Source organism: Achromobacter sp. 01N37 (assembly GCF_056399725.1).
The window spans coordinates 153,691-173,187 of record NZ_JBFTRX010000013.1; the positions used below are offsets into that span (position 1 = coordinate 153,691).

Below are 19,497 nucleotides of genomic sequence, written 5' to 3' on the forward strand. Positions count from 1 at the left end.
AGAGGGGTTACATGATGGCGGGGTCAGACCGCCAGCCATTCCTGGACGACGTCCTGGCGCTCATGCAGCTGCGCGGGCGGTCCTTCGAACACGATGCGGCCGTGGCCCATGACGCTGACCCGCGTGGACACCTTCAGCGCAATCGTCAGCTTTTGCTCCACCAGCACCACCGATACGCCGCGCTTGTGGATATCTCGGATGACGTCGGCAATCACTTCCACGATCTTCGGCGCCAGCCCTTCGGTGGGCTCGTCAATCAGCATCACCTTGGGGTTGCCCAGCAGCGAACGGCACATGGTCAGCATCTGCTGTTCGCCGCCCGACAGGTTGCCGGCCTTGGTGTTGCTGCGTTCTTTCAGGCGCGGGAAGTAGTCGAACATCTGCGCGGCCGTCCAGTAGGGCGCGTCGTCGCGCTTGGGCTGTTCGCCCATGCGCAGGTTTTCGTCCACGGTCAGGTTGGCGAAGACTTCGCGCTCTTCAGGCACAAAGCCCACGCCTGCGCGTGCGATTTCGAAGGGGCGTTTGTTGGTGATGTCGCGCCCTTCGATGGCGATGCGCCCGCCGGTCACGTCCACCAGACCCATGATGCTTTTCATGGTGGTGGAGCGGCCCGCGCCGTTGCGGCCCAGCAGGCTGACGACTTCGCCTTGCCCGATGGACAAGTCGATGCCGTGCAGGATGTGGCTCTTGCCGTAGTGCGCGTGCACGCCGTGCAGGCTGAGCAGGGGGGAGTGCGCAGGGGCGTGCGCGGGGGATGTTGTCGTCATACCGTTTCCTCTCCCAGGTAGGCTTCGCGCACGCGGGCGTCGCCGCGAATTTCTGCGGGCGTGCCGGTGGCCAGGATCTCGCCATAGACCAGCACGCTGATGCGGTCGGCCAGCGAGAACACCACCTGCATATCGTGTTCGACGATCAGCAAAGTGCAGTCGCGCGTCACGTCTTTGATGAGTTCTACCGTGTAGTCGACTTCGTGCTGCGACATGCCGGCCATCGGCTCGTCCAGCAAGATGACTTTCGGGCGCGACGCCAGCGTCATGCCGATTTCCAGCGAGCGCTGTTCGGAGTAGTTCAGGTCGCCGGCGGCGGTGGCTTGCTTGGCCGTCAGGCGCACTTTTTCCAGCAGACGGTCCACGTCTTCGTTGACGGCGCGGTTGCGTGCAATGGGGCGCCAGAAGTTGTAGACCAGCCCGTGCATGCGCAGCACCGCCAGGCGCAGGTTTTCACGCACGGACAGGCGCGGGAACACGTTGGTGATCTGAAACGATCGCGCCAGGCCCAGCCGGTTGATGGCTTCAGGGGCCAGGCCGCCAATGGAGCGCGAACGCAGGCTGATGTCACCCGAGGTGGGCGCAAACGAACCCGACATCAGGTGGAACAGCGTGGACTTGCCCGCGCCGTTGGGGCCGATGACGGCATGGCGTTCACCGGCTTCAATCGCCAGGTTCACGCCGCGGATGATCTGCGCTTCGCCAAAGGACTTGCGCACGTCGGTCAGGGTCAGGATCTCGTGGCTCATTTTGCGGGCTCCAGCACAGGGGCGGCATCGCCGTCGTTACGCCACATCGCCATCGCCCAGCGGCAAGCCAACAGGCCCGCGGCGAACAGCGCCACCGGAATCAGCCAGGTCGAGACCGCAAGCGGCGCCCAGTCGTGGCCGAAAAGGGGAATGGCGGGCCAGCCGGCGTCGGGGTTCATGGCGAGCAGCGCGCGGTAGTCACGCGCGAACATGCGTTGCAAGAGCTCTACCGAAAACACGGTGGCGGCGGTCAGCAGCAGGCCGCCGGCAACCGACACGATGGCGCGCGGCAGCCAGTTGGCCAGGCCGCGCTCGCGCAGCGACTTGGCGGCGCGTTGCACCAGGCCCACCAGGCCGTCCGGCACGAACAGCATCACCAGCACAAACAGAATGCCTTGATACAGCAGCCACGAACGCGTGATGTCGGCCAGCGTCTGCGACAGGAACGTCAGGATGGACGCGCCCAGCACCGGCCCCAGGAAGGCATTGACGCCGCCGATGTAGGCGAACAGCACGGCATCGGTCGACAGCTTGACCTCGAACAGCACGTAGTTGCCGGCCTCGATGTTCAAGGCCTGCAATCCCCCCGCGATGCCTGCGAACATGGCCGACAACGCAAACACCATCGTCTTCAGCGCATGCGGGCGGTAACCCAGATAGCGCAGGCGGTTGGCGTTTTCACGCAGACCCAGCGTGAGCCGGCCCAGCGGCGTACGGGTCAGGCCATACAGCGCCGCCAGCGAGATCAGCACCCAGGCCAGCACCAGGAAGTACACCTCGATGTCGGAGCCGAAGGTGAAGCCCCATGCCGGCATGCGCATGGCGGACACGCCCGCTTCGCCGCCGAACACGCCTTTCAGGTGCGGCGCCAATGCGTGCAGCAGTTCAGCCAGCGCCAAGGTGATCATCGAAAAGTACACGCCGGAACGCATGGTGGCGAACCAGCCGGCGACCAGGCCGAACAGCAGCCCGGCCACGCCGCCCACCAGCGGCATCAGCGGCGTGGGCAAGAGGCCCGCGCCACCCAACGCGTTCATCGCGTGGATGGTGGCGAACGTACCTACGCCAAAGTACGCGGCGTGGCCAAAGGACAGCATGCCGCCCTGGCCAGCCAACAGATTGAACGCGCAGGCAAACAGCGCGGCGATCAGCATCTGCACGGCTGCCACCAGCTGGCCCGGAGGCAGCAGCCAGGGCAGCGCGCACAGCGCCGCCACACATGCAATCAACAACAAGGCGCCAGAGGCTTTACGGGTGTGGCTCATGCCTGCTCTCCCTTCAGGCCCGACGGCTTCACCAGCAGCACCACCAGCATCAGCAGGAAGGGCAGGGTGGCGGCCAGGCTGGAAATCTTCACGGTCATCAAACCGCCCACGCTTTCCGCCCACTCGCCCGCGCCGAACAGGCCGAACAGCGACGCCAGGCTGGCGTCGATACCGACCGAGAACGAACTGATCAGGCCGATCAGCAGCGACGCGATCATGGCGCCTTCCAGCGAACCGAGTCCGCCCACGACAACGACCACAAACACCAGCACGCCCAGTTCAAGCGCCATGTTGGGGTTGGTGGTGTAGAAGGCGCCGGCCACCGCACCGGCCAGGCCGGCCATGGCGGCGCCCACGCCGAACACGCTCATGAACACGAGCGGCACGTTGTGGCCCAGCGCTTCGGCCATGCGCGGCCGGTAGATGGCCGAGCGCACGACGATGCCCACGCGGGTGCGCGACAGCAGCAGGTAGATGACGGCGAACATCGCCAGCGACACGCCGCCCATCAAGAGGCGGTAGAAGGGGTAGTCCGCATCGAACACGCGGAAGGCCGCGAAGTTCAGGAATTGCGGCACGCGGTAGTCCACGGGGAAGTCACCGTAGAACAGCTTGATCAGCTCGGCCACGATGAACGCCAGGCCAAAGGTCACCAGCAGTTCCTGCGCGTGGCCGAACTTGTGGACGCGGCGCAGGAAGAAGCGTTCAACGCCCATGCCCAGCACGCCCGAGATGATCGTCGCCAGCACCAGCGCCACCCAGAAACCGGTGACGGGCGTCAGCGTGTAGGCGGCGTAGGCGCCGATCATGTAGAACGAGGCGTGCGCAAAATTCAGCACGCCCATCATTCCGAAAATCAGTGTCAGGCCTGCCGACACCATGAATAGCAGCAGGCCGTAAATCACGCCGTTCAACAGCGAGACGGTAAAGTATTCCATGTCCGCTCCATAATTCTTGCGCTAAGACGTCACGCGTCTTGCGAGCGATTGCGCACGTTGTTTTTCCGGCCCGCGCCGGGAGTGCGCTTATTGGGGCTGGGTGATGATGGGTTGCGCGCGCGTGGCAAGGTGTCGTTGGCCAGGCGCGCGCAAGCCATCATCCCGTTCTTAATTCGGCCGCTGCATCTTGCAGGTTTCCTGCACCGGCGCCGACACGTCCGCCGCCGCCAACACCTTCACCGGCTCAAAGCCCATGTCCGTGCCGTCGGCCTTGTACTTGGCGTTCTTGCTCACTTTCGACACCACCATCGGCAACTGCACCTGGTGGTCTTCGGCGCGCATCGTGTAGGTGCCCAGCGACGACGTGTACGTGACCTTTTCCAAAGCCTTCGCCAGTTCCGGCACGGACAGCTTGCCGTCCTTGGGCTGCACCTGCTTTAACGCTTCACCCAGAAAGCGCACGCCGATCACGGTTTGCGGTTCGGTGTAGCTGGGGTAGTGGCCGGTCTTGGACTTGTAGTCTTCGGCGAACTTGGCGCCTTCTTCGCCCGCGGCTTCGATGTTGTACGGGTGAGCGATGTAGTGGCCCAGCGCGACGTCGCCGGCGTTGGCCAGGTTGCCCACCTGGTCCAGGAACACGGTGGCGAAACGCACCTTCAGGCCGGCGGCCTGCGTGGCCTTCATCAACAGCAGCAGGTCGTTGGACCAGTTGCCGGTGATGACGGTGTCGGGCGTGGCCGAGCGGATGCGCGCAACGTAGGGCGCGAAGTCCTGGATCTTGTTGACTTCGTGCAGCGTCTTGCCCACCACTTCATAGCCGTACTGCTTGGCGAAGCGCTCGGTGGCGCCTTCCATGTCCTGGCCCCAGGAATAGTTCTGGTTGATGGCGTACACGCGCTTGCCCAGCGTGCCGTCGGCCGACATGACCGAGGCCAGCGACTTCACGCGCAGGTCGGCGTTGGTGGTGAAACGGAAGTGGTAGAAGTGGCACTTCTGGCCGGTCAGTTCCAGGGCTTCGCCGCCCACGTTCAGGAATACGACTTCCTTGCCGGGGTTGCGCAGATTGTGTTTGCGCACGTCTTCGGTCAGCTGCCCCGAGATGGCGGACGACGACCCCTGCACCAGCACCTGCACGCCTTCAGCGGCCGCAGCGCGGAAGCGGTCGGATGCGCCGACGGGGCCGCCCTGGTTGTCGAACTCAACGAGTTCCAGCGGCTGGCCATTCCAGCCGCCCGCCGCATTGATGCGGTCCAGCTCGTATTTGACGGCGGCGCGGAACATCAGGCCGGTGGACGCTTGCGGGCCGGACAAGGTTTCGATCAGACCGATCTTGACGGGTGCGGCGTGCGCCGATGCGGCAAAGCCGGCCAGGCACAGCAGGCCGGTAGTGAAAGCCAATTTCATGCGTGTCTCCTCCGTGGGACGGGAGTGGTAAGTGCGTGAGTCGATCAAGCGCGCTTGGTGGCGGCTCTTGTGTGGCTGGGAGTCGTGCAAGGGGGAGGGGATAAACGCGAGATAGGGGCGAATACGGTCGTGCTGCCGGTGATATTCACCCTGTTGTCTCCTGCCTGTTTTGCGGCGCTCGGCCTTGTTTTTGCTGACTGGCTTGCCTGAAAACGTGAGTTGATTTACGCTTTCGGAATAAGTTGTCAGGCAACTTTATTAAGTTGTCCGATAAATCATAGGGCAAGCGATTTTCTCGTGTCAAGCGGCGGATTCAGGAGTTCAATCAAAGATTCCGCGGCGGCCGGGAAGGCAGCAAGGCACGCCCATAACAAGCTTGGAGACAGGATGATCTCGTTTGAAGGACAGGTGGCCGTGATCACCGGCGCGGGCAATGGCATCGGCTTGGCGACGGCGCGGCTGATGGCCGCCCACGGCGCGCGGCTGGTGCTGACTGACATCAACAACGCGCGCCTGGAAGAGGTTGCAGCCGAGCTGGACCCGACCGGGCAGCGCGTCTACACGCATGCGCTGGACGTGTCCGTGTCGCATGATTGCGAACGCGTGTTCGATGCAGCCGCCAAGCATTTCGGCGGGCTGGATCACCTGGTGCATTGCGCCGGCATCTACCCGGAACAACTGGTCAAAGACACCAGCGACGAGGCCTGGCGCACGCTGATGCGCGTGAACCTGGACGGCACCTTCTATACGTGCCGGGCGGCGCAGCGCCACCTGCGTCACAACGGCTCCATCGTGCTGTTGACGTCGCTGGCCGCGCAGCGCGGCAGCTACGCGCACGCCGCCTATTCCGCGTCCAAGGGCGCGGTGCAGAGCTTCACGCGCAGCCTGGCGCTGGAGCTGGCCCCGCAGATCCGCGTGAACGCGGTGGCGCCGGGCATTATTGCGACCTCCATGACGCACGACCTGATCGGCCAGAAAGGCGCGCAGCTGCTGGAAAGCACGCCGCTACGCCGCTTTGGCACAGCCGAAGAGATCGCCGGGTCCATCGCCTTCCTGTGCTCGCCGCTGGCGGGCTTCGTGACCGGGGAAGTCATGCAGGTCAACGGCGGCATCTATATCGCTTAAAGTGCAGGACGCCGCCATTACGAGTTCACGATTTTCCATGTCGACGAATCCAGACCAGGACCCGCCGCGCAACGCGCCCAAGAGTTCGCTTTCCGCGGGCTTGGCCGACACGCTGGCCGAGCAGATACGCCAAGGGGTGCTTGCCCCCGGCGACCGCCTGCCCACCGAAAAGCAGCTGACCGAAACGTATTCGGTCAGCCGCGCCGTCGTGCGCGAGGCGCTGGCCCGGCTGAAGTCCGAAGGGCTCATCACGTCGCAGCAGGGCAGCGGCGTGTTTGTGGACCCCAACTTCCAGCGCAACGCGTTTCGTATCGCCGCGCCCACGCCGGGCGACACTCAGGACCTGGAACACATCCTGGAACTGATGCTGTCCATCGAAGTCACCGCCGCGCGCTACGCGGCGCAGCGCCGCACGGATCAAGATTTGAAGAAGATGCGCCAGGCGCTGGTCGGCATGGAGTACGCGCTGATCAACGACAAGCTGGGCGATGAAGAGGACTACCAGTTCCATCAGGCCATCGTGCAGGCCACGCACAACCCGCATCTGGTGTCGCTGAACGATTATCTGGAAGCGAATGTGCGGCGCGTCATTCGCAGCGCGCGCAACAACACGGCGCGCCGGTATGCCGAGCGCATGGCCGCGGTGCAAAGCGAGCATCAGGCGATCTTCGTGGCTATCGAAGGGTCAGACCCGGATGCCGCCGGGCGTGCGGCGGAACAGCATCTGCGCAACGCGGCAGATCGGCTGCGCTTGTTTCAGGCCGAACGCCCCGCGCCGGTGTAGGCGGCGGGGCGGGGTGGCCTGGCCTGGCTTCGCTTCAGGCGAAGGTCTGTTCCATTTCGCGGCGGAATTGCACGGCCGTTGAGCGCTCGTCGTATTCCACGTCGCGCCAGCGGATTGCCTGCGATTGCCGCACGGGGTGTTTCAGCTTGACCTGATGCGACAGCCCCAGTGGCAGATAGCCTTCTTCCACGGAATCAGGCGCGGGCATCAGCCGGCCATACACCGTGTAGCCGCCTTCGCCATCCAGAATCTGGCCGGCCTGCAAATCGCGCTTGGCGGTGGCGACCACGTCGCCGTGCCAGCCGGCGGGCGCGCCAGTGGGTTCACGCCGCAGCCCGACGCTGGCCACGCTGATGCCCAGCTCCAACCCGATCAGGTGATAGGGCTTGTACATGGCGGTGTAGTTGCCGCTGGGGTCCGTTACCAGTCCGTATTCCTGGAAGCAGCGGCGCACGTAATCGCTATCGGCCGCAAGCGTCACATACACGCCCCAGCGCAGGTCGCGAAACACGGGGCGGCCATCGCGTTCCAACGATGAAATCACTTCCACCTGGCCGCGATGGTGCAAGATGCCGCCGTCTTCGCGCGGGCGCAGCACACGGGCCAGATCGTCCACGCCGCAAGGCGGGAAGTGCAGGCCCGATGGCGACGGCAGCAAGCCCGTGGCGTTGGACACCGCCGCCATCTCGATGGCGCTTTTGGTGCCGTCCAGAAAGCTGTTGAACATCTGCGCGTTGAAGTCGCCCGCCGCCACCATTTCCGCGGTGAAGCCGTAGTACGGCCACACGGTGTCGGGCGTGGACGTATGAAATTCGGGCAGGTACTTCGTGCCCTTGCCGGCCGCCATCACTTCGAAACCGGACGCGCGCGCCCAATCCACCATTTCGCAGATCAGAGCAGGCTGGTCGCCGTAGGCCAGGGAATAGACGATGCCCGCTTCGCGCGCGCGGCGCGCCAACAGCGGGCCGGCCAGCGCGTCGGCTTCAACGTTGACCATGATGATGTGCTTGCCGTATTCGCAGCAGGCCAGCACGTGGGTGATGCCGGCGGCGGCCTGGCCGGTGGCGTCGATAACGATGTCGACGTCGGGGCTCGCGATGATGGCCAAGGGGTCATCGCTGAAGAAGACTTTGCCGTTCTTCAGCGCGTCGTTGGTGTTGGCGGCGTTGAGTGCGCTGGCGGGCCAGCCGACGCGGGTCAGGGCGGCGCGGGCGCGGTCGGGCGCCAGATCCGCCACCGCCACCAGCCGCATCCCCGGCGTGCGGGGAGCCTGGCTCATGAACATGGCGCCGAACTTTCCGGCGCCCAACAGTGCAACTCGTAAAGGCTTGTGGTCGGCTTCTCGCTGCTTGAGCAGACGGTACAGATTCATGGTGCGGGCTCCTCCGGGGTGGGGGGGTACAGCCAACACAGAATAGTCCTAATTTATGACTGCTGAACAGGATTCAGGCGAACTCACTCGTCTGCTGTATAGAGCTCGCCCGCCAGCACATTGCGCCACGTCGACCACGTGATGCGGGGCCGGTCGGTAACGTGCCGGTTGTAAGGCGCGTCAAACAGAATGTGTTTCCAGCGCGGCTTCACGGCGCCTTCAATCAGGGGCTTGTCGTCGATCAGCAGATGGCCTTGAACCAGCGTCTTGTCTTTGGTCAGGATCAGCCGGTGCGTGGCGTCGCGGCCCAGGTTCTTTTCTACCCACAGGTATTTTTCGGCCACGCAATTTTCAAACTGCGATAGCGGCGACGTGCAGATGCGCACGTCCATCCCCAGCGCCAGCAATTCGCGCACGGCGTCCAGCGCGCCGGGCACGGGCGGCAGGTTGCGGATGAAGCCGGGCGCGGTGTAGATGGCCTCGGCCATATCGCGTAGTTCGGGGCCGTAATCCTCGCGGATGTAGAACGACTTGCGGTCTTCAAATTCAATGGGCGCGATGTCGGGGTAGCGCGCGCGCCAGGCGTCGATGAACGCGTGTTCGAAATCGGCCAGCACGCCGTCTTGGTCCAGCAGGATGATCATGGCGATCCCAGGGGGTTGTGCAAGCGCCTGATTGTGCCAGAGCCCGGCTAGGGTTCCACGGGGCGCGATTGCGCAACGATGCGGTAGCGGCTGCCGCCCGTCAGCGATTCGGACGCCACCAGCACCATGCGGTCATAGCGCCAGACGAGGGGTTCAGGGGGCTGCTCAGCAGGGGCCAGCTCAGGGGAGCGATCGGGGGAGCGATCTGAGGCGTGATCGGGGGAGTGATCGGGGGAGTGATCTGAGGCGTGATCTGAGGCGTGATCAGGGGGGAAATCCGGCGTGCCTTCGGCCGGACCCGCACGTTCGATATTGCGCAGCAGTGTGACGTGCGGTCGGAAAGGCTGGGGCGGCGCAGCCAGGCCGTATCCGGCCAGCCAACGCCACAGCTCGTCATGCACGGCTTGCAGCGCGGCAGGCGTGTCGCGCGGCCCGGCCCAGAGGATGCGCTGGCGTTTGAATACGCCGTAATGATCCAGCGTGACCTCGCCCGGCGGCAGCCGGAGTTCCGGCGTGGCGGCGGCAAGCTTGTCGGCCAGTTGCGCATCCACGGGGCCGAGAAAGGCCAGGGTCAGGTGCAGCGTTTCGGTGCGCATGACGCGCCCGCCGCAGGCAGGCCGGGCGGCTTCCGCCCAGCCGGCAAGCGAGGCGGCAAGCGGGGGCGACGGCCACAGGGCGAAGAAGAGACGGACGGTGGACATGCGCTGATTGTAGGCGCGCAGCGTCCCGTTCCGTCGTCGCTTGCCCTTCAGGTGTCGGTGGTTTCCGACTTGTTGCGCAGGCGCGAGAGCGCGGTGTCAAAGCGTTCGACGCCGGGCCGGGCAGGGCGGTCGAACCGCTCTACGCCAGGGCGGGCCGGTTTGTCGAAACGTTCCACACCGGGGCGCGCAGGCTTGTCGAAACGTTCTACGCCAGGACGATCAAAGCGTTCCACGCCCGGCCGGGTGAAGCGTTCGACACGCTGCGGCGTTTGCGTCTTGGCTTGCACGCTTTGCGCCGCGGCCTGCTCGCGCTTGGCGATGATTTCCTCGGCGCGCTGGTGGTGCGGCGCCATCTTGCGCACCATCACCCGGCCATCGCGCGGGAAGTAATTGATGCGTCGCGCATGCACGTCGCCCAGGTCCTGCCCCTTGACCGGAATGCCTTCCGTGCGCAGGTAGTTCAGGACGAATTCGCCGTTGCGCTCGCCAATGTTCATCTGCTGCATGGCGCTTAGCACCGCGCCGCCGCCGAACACCTTGGCTTCCAGGCGGTCGCGCACGGCGCCCGCTTTGAGCAGTTCGTTGATCAGCACTTCCATGGCAAACGCGCCATAGCGCATCGTGGCCGACGCGGGCGACTGCATGTCGCCTTCCGGCAACATGAAATGGTTCATGCCGCCCACGCCCGTGACCGGGTCATGGATACAGGCGGCAACACACGACCCGAGTACGGTCGAGATCATCAGGTCTTCGTCGGTGACGTAGTACTCGTTGGGGAGCACTTTCACCGCCTGACATTGGAACGCGCTATCGAAATAGTGGCGCGTTGCACGGGCTTCAAGACGGGCGACCATGGGACTTAAGGGGCAAGAACAGCGATTGGGACACGAAGGACGTAGCTCGGTAAAACAGCGAATGTTTCAAAAAGTGTAAAAAAATGTCGCTTTATTCTTGCATATCCCAGCGGACAACGGGGGAAATGCTTGTAACGGCTGCGACGTGATACGTCCCTGATTATTAACGCGCTTTCCTCTCCCTGGCGCATCGCCGGCTGATTGCTGGACGCTCGAAGACGTAGTCTCCGTCCGTAAGGACGGCTTGGAATCATCGTACACAGCCACGCATGAAGCCTTTCCCCGGATCACGGGGAGGTTCAGGCTTCATACGTGGCTTTATGGAAGATTTTCCGGGCGCGGCCGCCCTGGCGCGGTGTGAACGTACTGGTATGGGAATACCAGCGCAGGTGCCCGCGCCGCTGCGATCAGAACCGCGTGCTGCGCGTCACCGACCAGCGGGCCGACAAGGCGCCCAAGGCGGCAGAGGCCACCACGGCGAAGATCAGCACGGACGCGCCCGGCAGGTGCAGGGCGAATTCCGCGCCGTAGCTGCGGGCAAGCCCAAGCAGGGCGTCGTTCAGCGGTGACAGCGCAATGGCCGACACGCCAATCGCCAGCAGTGACGCCACGGCGCCCGACAGCGCACCCAGGTACAAAAACGGCCGGCGCACGAAGGATTCCGTGGCGCCCACCAAGCGGGCGACGCCAATTTCTTCACGTTGCGACAGCGCTTGCATGCGCACGGTGTTGAACACCGTGGCCAGCACCACGACGGCGACGCACGCGGCCAGGAAACCCAGGCCGATTCGCGCAAAACGCAGAATGGCTTCCAGGCGCTGCACCCAGGCGCTGTCCAGCTGCACCAGGTCTACGTGATTCCATTGTTTCCAGGCGCCGGCCAGCTTGTCGGCGCGCCCGGCCAGGTTGTCGCCATCGGCCAGCGTCACGACCACGGCGTCCGGCAGCGGGTTGCCGGGCAACACGGCCAGCGCCTGCTGCCACGCCGGATTGGCGCGCAGATCGGCCAGCGCGGCATCGCGTCCCACCACGCGCACGGCGCGCACGTCTTCCTGATACTCGTCCTTGATGCGTTTGGCCACGTCTGCCGCGGCGCCCGATGGGGCATCCACGCGCATGAACACAGTCACTTCCGGGGTAACGGACATCTGCCGCGCCACGGGTTGGACCGACACCAGAATGGCGCTGCCCAGCAACGGCAGGGCCAATGCCAGCGCCATCACCAGCAGGTTGGCCAGGGATGAGAACGGTTGTTTGGCCAGCCGGCGCAGGGTGACCATCAACGCATAGCGGTGCTGCCGCAGCCAGGCGTTCATGACGAGGCTCCCGGATGGCCCATGCCGGGTTCCGCGCGGCCGCCGCCCGTGCGGGGCGGGGCGGCTTGAGGCGGTGCGGCGTCTGGGGGCGGGGCGGACCCGTTCGAATCGGCGAACTTGCCCGGGTCGATGCGCAAGGTGCGAGTGGCGTAGCGCGCCATGAGGTCCTGGTCGTGCGAGGCGATCAGCGTCGTCACGCCCACGCGGTTGAAGTCGCGGAACACGTTCATGATGCGTTGCGCGTTGTCGTGGTCAAGGTTGGCGGTGGGTTCATCCGCAATCAGGATGGCGGGCCGGTTCACGATGGCGCGCGCAATCGCCAGCCGCTGCTGTTCGCCGCCCGATAGTTCGATGGGATTCAAATCTTCTTTGCCCGACAGCCCCACCTTGTCCAGCGCGGCGCGGGCGCGCGCGGCGGCGGAATCCCAGGGGTGCCCCTGAACCGCCAGCGGCAGCATCACGTTTTCGAACGCGCTTCGATCGAACAACAGATGGGTGTCTTGCAAGATGACGCCTACGGCGCGGCGCAAGTACGGCCGGGCCCGTGCGGGCAGCTTGTCCAGCCGCTGGCCGTTGACCTGGATGGACCCGCGGCTAGCGGGCTCCAGCCCGCCAATCAGCTTGAGCAGCGTGGACTTGCCGGCGCCGGACGGCCCCGAGACGAAAACGAATTCTCCCGCGCTTACGCGGAAGTTGATGTCGGCCAGAATATTTCGGCCGCGACCATATGATTTGAATACGTGTTGGAATTCGATCATGGCGGCTGTCAGATGAAGCCGCAATAGTAACTCGGGGACAGTAAGGAGACCTAAGCCGATTCGTGCCTTCCCTGTGAAAAAGCATTACGCCGTGACCAGGTGGACACCTTTTGATCAGAACGAAATGAACGCGTCTCGGACGGGTTCGAAATAGGTGAAAACGCGTCCCCGTTTTCGTACGAAAACGACGTTTGATTTCGCCAGTGTCCCTATATTTCAAGGGAATTCCCGGATGCGCCGCGTGCTTCGTGGACGCTACCATCCGCCCCATGCGTCGGCCCAACCCGGCTCGCGCAAGGCTCGCTTTATCCCACACGGAGATCACGATGAAAGTACTGAAACTCGCTGCTATTGGCGCGGCATTGTTCGCTGTTTCGGCAGCCGCCAATGCGGGCGCGACCTTCGATAACGTCAAGAAAAAAGGGTTTGTCCAGTGCGGCGTGTCGACGGGCATTCCGGGTTTCTCCATCGCCGACAGCAAGGGCGAGTACAAGGGCATTGACGTGGACATGTGCCGCGCCATCGCGTCGACCATGTTCGGCGATGCCTCCAAGGTGAAGTTCACGCCGCTGAACACGCAGCAACGCTTCACCGCGCTGCAATCCGGCGAAGTCGACGTGCTGACCCGCAACACCACCGTGACGCTGACCCGCGACACGACGCTGGGCCTGATCGGCGTTGGCGTGAACTACTACGACTCGCAAGGCGTCATGGTCTCCAAGGACCTGAACGTCAAGAGCGCAAAGGAACTGAACGGCGCCACGATCTGCGTGCAGCCGGGCACGACCACCGAGCTGAACCTGGCTGACTGGTTCCGCGGCCAGAAGATCGAATTCAAGCCGGTCGTGATCGACAAGTACGACGAAATCATCCGCGCCTTCTCGGCCGGCCGCTGCGACGCCTTCACGACCGACAAGTCGCAACTGGCTTCCACCCGCACCACGCTCGAGAATCCGGACAAGTTCGTCATCCTGCCGGAAGACTTCTCGAAGGAACCGTTGGGCCCCATGGTTCGCCAGGGCGACGAGCAATGGTTCAACATCGTGCGCTGGTCGCTGAACGCCATGCTGGAAGCCGAGGAATACGGCATCACCAAGGCGAACGTGGATGAAATGCTGAAGAGCCCCAATCCCAACATCCAGCGCATCCTGGGCGTGACCCCGGGCATGGGCAAGAACCTGGGCGTGGACGACAAGTGGGCCTACAACATCATCAAGAACGTGGGCAACTACGGTGAAAGCTTCGAAAACACGCTGGGCAAGAACAGCGCGATGAAGCTGGAGCGTGGCTTGAACGCGTCGTACAAGCAAGGCGGTTTGATGTACGGCTGGCCGGTGCGCTAACACACGGCTGCCTGGCAAAACGGAGCCCTAGCGCTCCGTTTTGCCTAGCCCGCCACCGAGCGGGCGGCAGGAGTGGGGGGCGTGGCCTTGCCGGCGTTGCCACCCGGTGTACGACTTCTGTAGATTCATCATGACGACTTCCAATAAAAACGCCCCGATTTCGGCACCTCGCCGGCGGCTGAACTGGAATGACCCCGGGGTGCGCTCCGTGGTTTACCAGGTGCTTGCGCTGTCCGCGGTTGCCTGGGCCGTGTGGTTCCTGGTTTCCAACACGCTACACAACCTGTCCGTGCGCAACATCGCCACGGGGTTCGGGTTCCTGAGCCGTGAAGCCGGGTTCGCGATCGGCGAAACGCCCATCGCCTACACCCCCGCCAATGATTACGGCCGCGCCATCCTGGTCGGCCTGCTCAACACGCTACGCGTCGCCGTCATCGGCATCGTGCTGGCCACCATCCTCGGCACCCTGATCGGTATCGGCCGCCTGTCCAAGAACTGGCTGGTTGCGAAGATCACCTCGTTCTACGTCGAGGTCATGCGCAACGTGCCGCTGCTGCTGCAATTGTTCTTCTGGTACGCGCTGATCACGGAAAACATGCCGGGTCCGCGTCAGGCGCACAATCCGCTGCCCGGTGTCTTCATCTCCAACCGCGGCCTGAAAGTGCCGGGGCTGGAAGGCAATTCGCTGGACTGGATGCTGGCCGGCCTGGGCCTGGCCATCGTCGCCATCATCTTCCTGGGCCACTACGGCAAGAAGCGCCACGAAGCTACCGGCCACATGTTCCCGTTGGGCCGTTGGGCCATCGGCCTGTTGATCGGTCTGCCGTTCATCGGCTGGCTGGTCAGCGGCGCGTCGCTGACGCTGGACATGCCGGAACTGAAGGGCTTTAACTTCTCGGGCGGTTTGACCTTGTCGCCGGAATTCGCCGCATTGCTGGCGGGTCTGGTGATCTACACGTCGGCGTTCATCGCTGAAGTGGTGCGCTCGGGTATCCAGGCCGTGAACAACGGCCAATGGGAAGCTGCCGGTTCGCTGGGGCTGCCGCGCGCGAAGGTGTTGCGCCTGGTGATTCTGCCGCAGGCGTTGCGCGTGATCATCCCCCCGATGACCAGCCAGTACCTGAACCTGACGAAGAACAGCTCGCTGGCAGTCGCCATCGGCTACCCCGACATCGTGTCGGTCGTGAACACCACGCTGAACCAGACGGGCCAGGCCATCGAGGGCATTCTCATCATCATGGGCGCGTACCTGACGGTCAGCCTGTCGATCTCGATATTCATGAACTGGTACAACAAGCGCATCGCGCTGGTGGAGCGTTGAGATGAGCAGCACTACGCATACTCCCACCGAAGCCATGCCGCCGCCCAGCACGCACGTGGGCGTGTGGCCCTGGTTCAAGACCCGACTGTTCTCGTCGCCGCTGAACATCCTCATCACGGTACTGCTTGCGTGGTTCCTGTTGATGGCGGTGCCGGCGCTGCTGGAATGGGCCTTCTTCAAAGCGGACTTCAACGCGGCCAACGCGCAGGAATGCCGTGCCTCGGGGGGCGCCTGCTGGGCGTTCATCATCGAGAAGCACCGGCTGATCCTGTTCGGCACGTATCCATTCGACGAGCAATGGCGTCCGCTGATCGCCACCATCATCCTGGTGGGCGTGATCATTTGCAGCGGCATCCGTTACTTCTGGAACTGGAAGCTGGCCGCCATCTGGACCGTGGGCCTGACGGCCGTGGCGTTGCTCATGTGGGGCGGCGTGTTCGGCCTGACCTACGTGGAAAACGCGCGCTGGGGCGGCTTGCCGCTGACGCTCATCCTGTCCACGTTCGGCATCGCCTTTGCCTTCCCGATCGGCGTTTTGCTGGCCCTGGGCCGGCGTTCGAAGATGCCGGCCATCAAGGCGCTGTGCGTCGTGTACATCGAGCTGATCCGTGGCGTGCCGCTGATCAGCCTGCTGTTCATGTCGTCGGTCATGCTGCCCTTGTTCCTGCCCGAAGGCTTCTCCATCGACAAGCTCTTGCGCGCGCAGATCGCCATCATCCTGTTCGCCGCGGCCTATATCGCGGAAACGGTGCGCGGCGGCTTGCAAGCCATTCCGAAGGGCCAGTACGAAGGCGCCGATTCGCTGGGCTTGAACTACTGGCAGCAGATGCGCAAGATCATCCTGCCGCAAGCGCTGAAGATCGTGATCCCGCCGCTGGTCAGCATCTTCATTGCGCTGTTCAAGGACACGTCGCTGGTGGTGATCATCGGTATTTTCGACCTGACACTGGCAGCCAAGGCGGCCTTGTCCGACGCGGCATGGCGCGGGTTCGGCGTAGAGGCGTACCTGTTCATTTCGCTGATCTACTTCGTGTTCTGCTTTTCCATGTCCAAGTACAGTCAGGCGCTTGAAAAACGTCTTGCGACTGATCACAAACGCTAGCCACTGGCGCGCGTCCGCCTTCGGGTGGGCGCGCACAGCGATATTTACGGGAGTACAGGCATGTCGGATGCCATTATTCGTATGCAGGACGTGAACAAGTGGTACGGCCAGTTCCACGTGTTGCGCAACATCAATCTGGACGTGGCGCAGGGCGAGCGCATCGTGGTGTGCGGCCCGTCGGGCTCGGGCAAGTCCACGATGATCCGCTGCATCAACCGTCTTGAAGAGCACCAGAAAGGCCACATCATTGTGGACGGCACGGAGCTCACCAATGACTTGAAGCACATCGAGACGATCCGCAAGGACGTGGGCATGGTGTTTCAGCACTTCAATCTGTTCCCGCACCTGACCGTGCTGGAAAACCTGACGCTGGGCCCCATGTGGGTGCTGAAGAAGCCGCGCGCGGAAGCCGAGGCGACGGCCATGAAGTACCTGGAGCGCGTGCGCATTCCGGAACAGGCGAAGAAATTCCCCGGCCAGTTGTCAGGCGGCCAGCAGCAGCGCGTGGCGATCGCGCGTTCGCTGTGCATGAATCCGAAGATCATGCTGTTCGATGAGCCGACCTCGGCTCTTGATCCGGAAATGGTCAAGGAAGTGCTGGACGTGATGGTGTCGTTGGCCCAGGAAAGCGGCATGACGATGATCTGCGTGACCCACGAAATGGGCTTCGCCCGCAAGGTCGCCAACCGCGTGATCTTCATGGACCGCGGCGAAATCATCGAGCAGAACAACCCGGACGAGTTCTTCGACAACCCGCAGAACGAACGGACGAAGTTGTTCTTGAGCCAGATCTTGCACTGATCGGCTGAAGACCGCCTGTTCGGCAAACACCCCAAAAGTTGGATTTCGGTCCGGCTTTTGGGGTGTTTTTCATGGGCGCTTTTCTGAATGTACCTTTTGAGCGACAATCCGGTATGTTCAGATTTCGAGAAACCGAGGAATTTTCCCGTTGGCTTGAATCATTGCGAGACGCCCGAGCGCGCGCTCAAATCCTGCGGCGCTTATCCCGTGCAACAAAGGGAAATTTTGGCGATGCTGAACCCGTGGGTGAAGGCATCAGCGAAATGCGTGTGGACGTCGGTGCTGGCTACCGCGTGTACTACGCCCGAGCTGGAAGGGTGGTCTACGTGCTGCTTTGCGGTGGTAATAAGGGCAGCCAAACCAGAGACATCGCCCACGCGAAACGTCTCTGGTCGCAAATAAAACGGAGTACCGATCATGACGAAATACCGTGACTTCGACGCTGCGAATTATCTGAAAGATGATGAAACGATCGCGCATTATCTTGCGGACGCAGCGGCCGAAGATGATCCCGATGCGTTTCTCGAAGCGCTGGGCGATGTGGCACGTGCGCGCGGCATTACCGAAATCTCGCGCGAAACGGGACTCGCAAGGACGAACCTATATCGGGTGCTCGCTCCGGGCGCGAATCCCAGCTATCACACGTTGCGCAAGGTAATGAACGCGCTTGGCGTTTCGTTGACGGCGCTAGTCAAAACCAAACGGGAGCCGACTTCCCGGGGATGAGATCTGCCAGTATCCCTTTGTTACGCCATCCTTCTCCCTGCGGTATGCTACTGACCGCCATCGATCTGGAGTGAGGAGAACAACATCATGACGAAGACCCCCCGTAGCGCGGTTCGCCGCGCGCTGTTGCAAGGCGCTGTGGCGCTTGCCGTGACCCTGCCTTTCGGCGCGCCTGCGCTGGCTCAGGCCACTGATTTTCCGACGAAGCCGATCCGCTTCGTTGTGCCTTACCCGCCTGGCGGCCCGCTGGACACCATGGCCCGCATGCTGGCCGAGAAGGTGCGTGGTTCGCTGGGGCAGCCCGTGATCGTGGAAAACCGGTCGGGCGCGGGCGGCAATATTGGCGCTGACCTGGTGGCCAAGGCGCCGGCTGATGGCTACACGCTGGTGATGGGCGCTGTGGCGACGCACGCCATCAACCCCTGGCTGTTCGCGAATCTGCCGTACGACCCGGTGAAGGATTTTGCGCCGGTGACGATTGTGGCGTCGGTGCCGAATGTGCTGGTGATGAACGTTGAGTTCGCTGAGAAGAACAACATCAAGACCCTGGCGGATCTGATCGAGTATGCGAAGAAAAATCCGGGCAAGCTGAACTACGGTTCGGGCGGCAACGGCAGCGCGGGCCATCTGTCGGGTGAGTTGCTGAAGGCGCGTGCTGGCATCAATGTCGAGCACATTCCTTACCAGGGCGCGGCGCCCGCGCAGTTGGCGTTGCTGTCTGGGCAGTCGGATTTCATGTTCGACAATCTGGCGGCGTCGGCGCCGTTGATCAAGGACGGCAAGGTGAAGGCGCTGGCGGTGACGACGGCGAAGCGTTCGTCGTTGTTGGCGGATGTGCCGACGGTTGAAGAGTCGGGTGTGAAGGGCTTTGATCTGGGTACGTGGTTTGGCGTGTTCACGACGGGCGGCACGCCGGCGCCGGTGGTGGCGAAGCTGAACAAGGCGTATGCGGATGCGATGCAACAGCCGGATGTGAAGCAACGCCTGCTGACCATGGGGTCGGAGACGGGGCCGATGACGGCAGAGGCGTTTGCTGAATTTGTGAAGGGTGAGAAGGCTAAGTATCAGGAGATTGTTAAGATTTCTGGGGCTAGTTTGAATTGATGGTTTAGGGTTTTGTTGACGCCCGTGGCGCCGGTGGCCTGCGGTGCGCGGGGCAACGATTGCGGTCCGGAGCCTTCGCTCCGGACTTCCCCTTTGTCATCTTCGTCACCCGCCGTTGGCGGGTTCCTTCAGATTCCCTCGGGCTTATCGACGCCCCGCGCACCGCAGGCCACCGGCGCCACGGGCTCCAGCAGCTGCAATCTCACGGTCGCTGGGGCGAGTTTCTTGCTTAGGGTTCTGCTCATCGGCGGGGTGGGTGAGGAAGATCTTGCGGGGCCCGCCCCATGCCGGCTGTGGTGGTTTAATTTTGGTGGACACCCAGATAGGTTGAACCTAGGAGGTGAGTCATGACCAAGATAAAACGGCGTGCCTTTACGGCGGAGTTCAAGCTCGAGGCGGTGCGGATGGTGACAGACAAGGGCC

20 protein-coding genes are annotated in these 19,497 nt (G+C 63.2%); 9 read left to right on the top strand and 11 right to left on the bottom strand.

Going from position 1 to position 19,497, the window contains the following annotated elements:
- Nucleotides 1–23: 23 nt before the first annotated feature.
- The 5 genes from AC1DSJ_RS23670 to AC1DSJ_RS23690 all read right to left on the bottom strand — a co-directional run bounded on the left by AC1DSJ_RS23670 (nucleotide 24) and on the right by AC1DSJ_RS23690 (nucleotide 5,123).
- Complete coding sequence (locus tag AC1DSJ_RS23670) at nucleotides 24–767, bottom strand: ABC transporter ATP-binding protein (RefSeq protein ID WP_054427051.1); 744 nt, start codon at nucleotides 765–767, stop codon at nucleotides 24–26.
- On the bottom strand, nucleotides 764–1,516 hold the full coding sequence (locus AC1DSJ_RS23675) for an ABC transporter ATP-binding protein (RefSeq protein ID WP_054427052.1): 753 nt from the start codon (nucleotides 1,514–1,516) through the stop codon (nucleotides 764–766). The genes AC1DSJ_RS23670 and AC1DSJ_RS23675 overlap by 4 nt, the downstream gene beginning before the upstream one ends.
- Nucleotides 1,513–2,781 carry a branched-chain amino acid ABC transporter permease gene (locus AC1DSJ_RS23680; RefSeq protein WP_054427053.1) on the bottom strand — a complete coding sequence of 423 codons (1,269 nt, stop codon included), beginning with the start codon at nucleotides 2,779–2,781 and terminating at the stop codon, nucleotides 1,513–1,515. The genes AC1DSJ_RS23675 and AC1DSJ_RS23680 overlap by 4 nt, the downstream gene beginning before the upstream one ends.
- The gene (locus AC1DSJ_RS23685) at nucleotides 2,778–3,719 is read right to left on the bottom strand and encodes a branched-chain amino acid ABC transporter permease (RefSeq protein ID WP_054427054.1); all 942 of its coding nucleotides are present in this window, start codon (nucleotides 3,717–3,719) and stop codon (nucleotides 2,778–2,780) included. Before AC1DSJ_RS23685 ends, AC1DSJ_RS23680 begins: the two co-directional genes overlap by 4 nt.
- A gap of 168 nt (nucleotides 3,720–3,887) precedes the next feature.
- A complete protein-coding gene (locus tag AC1DSJ_RS23690) occupies nucleotides 3,888–5,123 on the bottom strand; it encodes a branched-chain amino acid ABC transporter substrate-binding protein (protein WP_054427055.1) in 1,236 nt (411 codons plus the stop codon).
- 387 nt (nucleotides 5,124–5,510) lie between these two features.
- Here AC1DSJ_RS23690 and AC1DSJ_RS23695 point away from each other — a divergent pair, with 387 nt between their 5' ends.
- Both AC1DSJ_RS23695 and AC1DSJ_RS23700 read left to right on the top strand, forming a co-directional pair.
- Nucleotides 5,511–6,248: an SDR family NAD(P)-dependent oxidoreductase gene (locus tag AC1DSJ_RS23695; protein ID WP_054427056.1), complete on the top strand. Its 738-nt coding sequence runs from the start codon at nucleotides 5,511–5,513 to the stop codon at nucleotides 6,246–6,248.
- A gap of 37 nt (nucleotides 6,249–6,285) precedes the next feature.
- A complete protein-coding gene (locus tag AC1DSJ_RS23700; RefSeq protein ID WP_054427057.1) occupies nucleotides 6,286–7,032 on the top strand; it encodes a FadR/GntR family transcriptional regulator in 747 nt (248 codons plus the stop codon).
- A 34-nt stretch (nucleotides 7,033–7,066) separates the two neighbouring features.
- Here the strand turns inward: AC1DSJ_RS23700 and AC1DSJ_RS23705 are convergent, their stop codons facing one another.
- The 6 genes from AC1DSJ_RS23705 to AC1DSJ_RS23730 all read right to left on the bottom strand — a co-directional run bounded on the left by AC1DSJ_RS23705 (nucleotide 7,067) and on the right by AC1DSJ_RS23730 (nucleotide 12,677).
- Nucleotides 7,067–8,404, bottom strand: a complete 1,338-nt coding sequence (locus AC1DSJ_RS23705; RefSeq protein ID WP_054427058.1) for an NAD(P)H-dependent oxidoreductase — start codon at nucleotides 8,402–8,404, stop codon at nucleotides 7,067–7,069.
- 83 nt (nucleotides 8,405–8,487) lie between these two features.
- On the bottom strand, nucleotides 8,488–9,048 hold the full coding sequence (locus tag AC1DSJ_RS23710; protein WP_054427059.1) for a 5'-3'-deoxyribonucleotidase: 561 nt from the start codon (nucleotides 9,046–9,048) through the stop codon (nucleotides 8,488–8,490).
- A 47-nt stretch (nucleotides 9,049–9,095) separates the two neighbouring features.
- A complete protein-coding gene (gene thpR, locus AC1DSJ_RS23715; protein ID WP_441372292.1) occupies nucleotides 9,096–9,749 on the bottom strand; it encodes an RNA 2',3'-cyclic phosphodiesterase in 654 nt (217 codons plus the stop codon).
- A 47-nt stretch (nucleotides 9,750–9,796) separates the two neighbouring features.
- The gene (cheD, locus tag AC1DSJ_RS23720) at nucleotides 9,797–10,603 is read right to left on the bottom strand and encodes a chemoreceptor glutamine deamidase CheD (protein ID WP_054427061.1); all 807 of its coding nucleotides are present in this window, start codon (nucleotides 10,601–10,603) and stop codon (nucleotides 9,797–9,799) included.
- Nucleotides 10,604–11,010: 407 nt separating this feature from the next.
- Entirely contained in the window at nucleotides 11,011–11,919 is a 909-nt protein-coding gene (locus AC1DSJ_RS23725; protein ID WP_054427062.1) for a cell division protein FtsX, read from the bottom strand.
- Complete coding sequence (locus AC1DSJ_RS23730) at nucleotides 11,916–12,677, bottom strand: cell division ATP-binding protein FtsE (protein WP_054427063.1); 762 nt, start codon at nucleotides 12,675–12,677, stop codon at nucleotides 11,916–11,918. The genes AC1DSJ_RS23725 and AC1DSJ_RS23730 overlap by 4 nt, the downstream gene beginning before the upstream one ends.
- Nucleotides 12,678–13,003: 326 nt before the next feature.
- On the opposite strand from AC1DSJ_RS23730, the gene AC1DSJ_RS23735 reads away from it, so the two are divergent.
- The 7 genes from AC1DSJ_RS23735 to AC1DSJ_RS23765 all read left to right on the top strand — a co-directional run bounded on the left by AC1DSJ_RS23735 (nucleotide 13,004) and on the right by AC1DSJ_RS23765 (nucleotide 19,074).
- On the top strand, nucleotides 13,004–14,020 hold the full coding sequence (locus AC1DSJ_RS23735) for an amino acid ABC transporter substrate-binding protein (RefSeq protein ID WP_054427064.1): 1,017 nt from the start codon (nucleotides 13,004–13,006) through the stop codon (nucleotides 14,018–14,020).
- A gap of 130 nt (nucleotides 14,021–14,150) precedes the next feature.
- Nucleotides 14,151–15,341, top strand: a complete 1,191-nt coding sequence (locus AC1DSJ_RS23740; protein WP_054427094.1) for an amino acid ABC transporter permease — start codon at nucleotides 14,151–14,153, stop codon at nucleotides 15,339–15,341.
- Nucleotide 15,342: 1 nt separating this feature from the next.
- Nucleotides 15,343–16,443 carry an amino acid ABC transporter permease gene (locus tag AC1DSJ_RS23745; RefSeq protein WP_054427065.1) on the top strand — a complete coding sequence of 367 codons (1,101 nt, stop codon included), beginning with the start codon at nucleotides 15,343–15,345 and terminating at the stop codon, nucleotides 16,441–16,443.
- 60 nt (nucleotides 16,444–16,503) lie between these two features.
- The gene (locus AC1DSJ_RS23750; protein ID WP_046803291.1) at nucleotides 16,504–17,244 is read left to right on the top strand and encodes an amino acid ABC transporter ATP-binding protein; all 741 of its coding nucleotides are present in this window, start codon (nucleotides 16,504–16,506) and stop codon (nucleotides 17,242–17,244) included.
- Between the two features lie 71 nt (nucleotides 17,245–17,315).
- On the top strand, nucleotides 17,316–17,678 hold the full coding sequence (locus tag AC1DSJ_RS23755; protein ID WP_254600739.1) for a type II toxin-antitoxin system RelE/ParE family toxin: 363 nt from the start codon (nucleotides 17,316–17,318) through the stop codon (nucleotides 17,676–17,678).
- The gene (locus AC1DSJ_RS23760; protein WP_441372293.1) at nucleotides 17,662–17,970 is read left to right on the top strand and encodes an addiction module antidote protein; all 309 of its coding nucleotides are present in this window, start codon (nucleotides 17,662–17,664) and stop codon (nucleotides 17,968–17,970) included. The genes AC1DSJ_RS23755 and AC1DSJ_RS23760 overlap by 17 nt, the downstream gene beginning before the upstream one ends.
- A gap of 87 nt (nucleotides 17,971–18,057) precedes the next feature.
- Nucleotides 18,058–19,074, top strand: a complete 1,017-nt coding sequence (locus AC1DSJ_RS23765; RefSeq protein ID WP_175171540.1) for a Bug family tripartite tricarboxylate transporter substrate binding protein — start codon at nucleotides 18,058–18,060, stop codon at nucleotides 19,072–19,074.
- The last annotated feature ends 423 nt before the right edge of the window (nucleotides 19,075–19,497 follow it).

What these genes read in the sequence shown, in the direction of transcription:
- AC1DSJ_RS23680 (WP_054427053.1), bottom strand. Translation starts at nt 2,781, where the DNA reads ATGAGCCACACCCGTAAAGCCTCTGGCGCCTTGTTGTTGATTGCATGT.
- AC1DSJ_RS23710 (WP_054427059.1), bottom strand. Translation starts at nt 9,048, where the DNA reads ATGATCATCCTGCTGGACCAAGACGGCGTGCTGGCCGATTTCGAACAC.
- AC1DSJ_RS23670 (WP_054427051.1), bottom strand. Translation starts at nt 767, where the DNA reads ATGACGACAACATCCCCCGCGCACGCCCCTGCGCACTCCCCCCTGCTC.
- AC1DSJ_RS23765 (WP_175171540.1), top strand. Translation starts at nt 18,058, where the DNA reads ATGACGAAGACCCCCCGTAGCGCGGTTCGCCGCGCGCTGTTGCAAGGC.
- AC1DSJ_RS23690 (WP_054427055.1), bottom strand. Translation starts at nt 5,123, where the DNA reads ATGAAATTGGCTTTCACTACCGGCCTGCTGTGCCTGGCCGGCTTTGCC.
- AC1DSJ_RS23725 (WP_054427062.1), bottom strand. Translation starts at nt 11,919, where the DNA reads ATGAACGCCTGGCTGCGGCAGCACCGCTATGCGTTGATGGTCACCCTG.
- AC1DSJ_RS23755 (WP_254600739.1), top strand. Translation starts at nt 17,316, where the DNA reads ATGGGCGCTTTTCTGAATGTACCTTTTGAGCGACAATCCGGTATGTTC.
- AC1DSJ_RS23675 (WP_054427052.1), bottom strand. Translation starts at nt 1,516, where the DNA reads ATGAGCCACGAGATCCTGACCCTGACCGACGTGCGCAAGTCCTTTGGC.
- AC1DSJ_RS23745 (WP_054427065.1), top strand. Translation starts at nt 15,343, where the DNA reads ATGAGCAGCACTACGCATACTCCCACCGAAGCCATGCCGCCGCCCAGC.
- AC1DSJ_RS23740 (WP_054427094.1), top strand. Translation starts at nt 14,151, where the DNA reads ATGACGACTTCCAATAAAAACGCCCCGATTTCGGCACCTCGCCGGCGG.
- AC1DSJ_RS23695 (WP_054427056.1), top strand. Translation starts at nt 5,511, where the DNA reads ATGATCTCGTTTGAAGGACAGGTGGCCGTGATCACCGGCGCGGGCAAT.
- AC1DSJ_RS23760 (WP_441372293.1), top strand. Translation starts at nt 17,662, where the DNA reads ATGACGAAATACCGTGACTTCGACGCTGCGAATTATCTGAAAGATGAT.
- AC1DSJ_RS23750 (WP_046803291.1), top strand. Translation starts at nt 16,504, where the DNA reads ATGTCGGATGCCATTATTCGTATGCAGGACGTGAACAAGTGGTACGGC.
- AC1DSJ_RS23730 (WP_054427063.1), bottom strand. Translation starts at nt 12,677, where the DNA reads ATGATCGAATTCCAACACGTATTCAAATCATATGGTCGCGGCCGAAAT.
- AC1DSJ_RS23700 (WP_054427057.1), top strand. Translation starts at nt 6,286, where the DNA reads ATGTCGACGAATCCAGACCAGGACCCGCCGCGCAACGCGCCCAAGAGT.
- AC1DSJ_RS23705 (WP_054427058.1), bottom strand. Translation starts at nt 8,404, where the DNA reads ATGAATCTGTACCGTCTGCTCAAGCAGCGAGAAGCCGACCACAAGCCT.
- cheD (WP_054427061.1), bottom strand. Translation starts at nt 10,603, where the DNA reads ATGGTCGCCCGTCTTGAAGCCCGTGCAACGCGCCACTATTTCGATAGC.
- AC1DSJ_RS23735 (WP_054427064.1), top strand. Translation starts at nt 13,004, where the DNA reads ATGAAAGTACTGAAACTCGCTGCTATTGGCGCGGCATTGTTCGCTGTT.
- thpR (WP_441372292.1), bottom strand. Translation starts at nt 9,749, where the DNA reads ATGTCCACCGTCCGTCTCTTCTTCGCCCTGTGGCCGTCGCCCCCGCTT.
- AC1DSJ_RS23685 (WP_054427054.1), bottom strand. Translation starts at nt 3,719, where the DNA reads ATGGAATACTTTACCGTCTCGCTGTTGAACGGCGTGATTTACGGCCTG.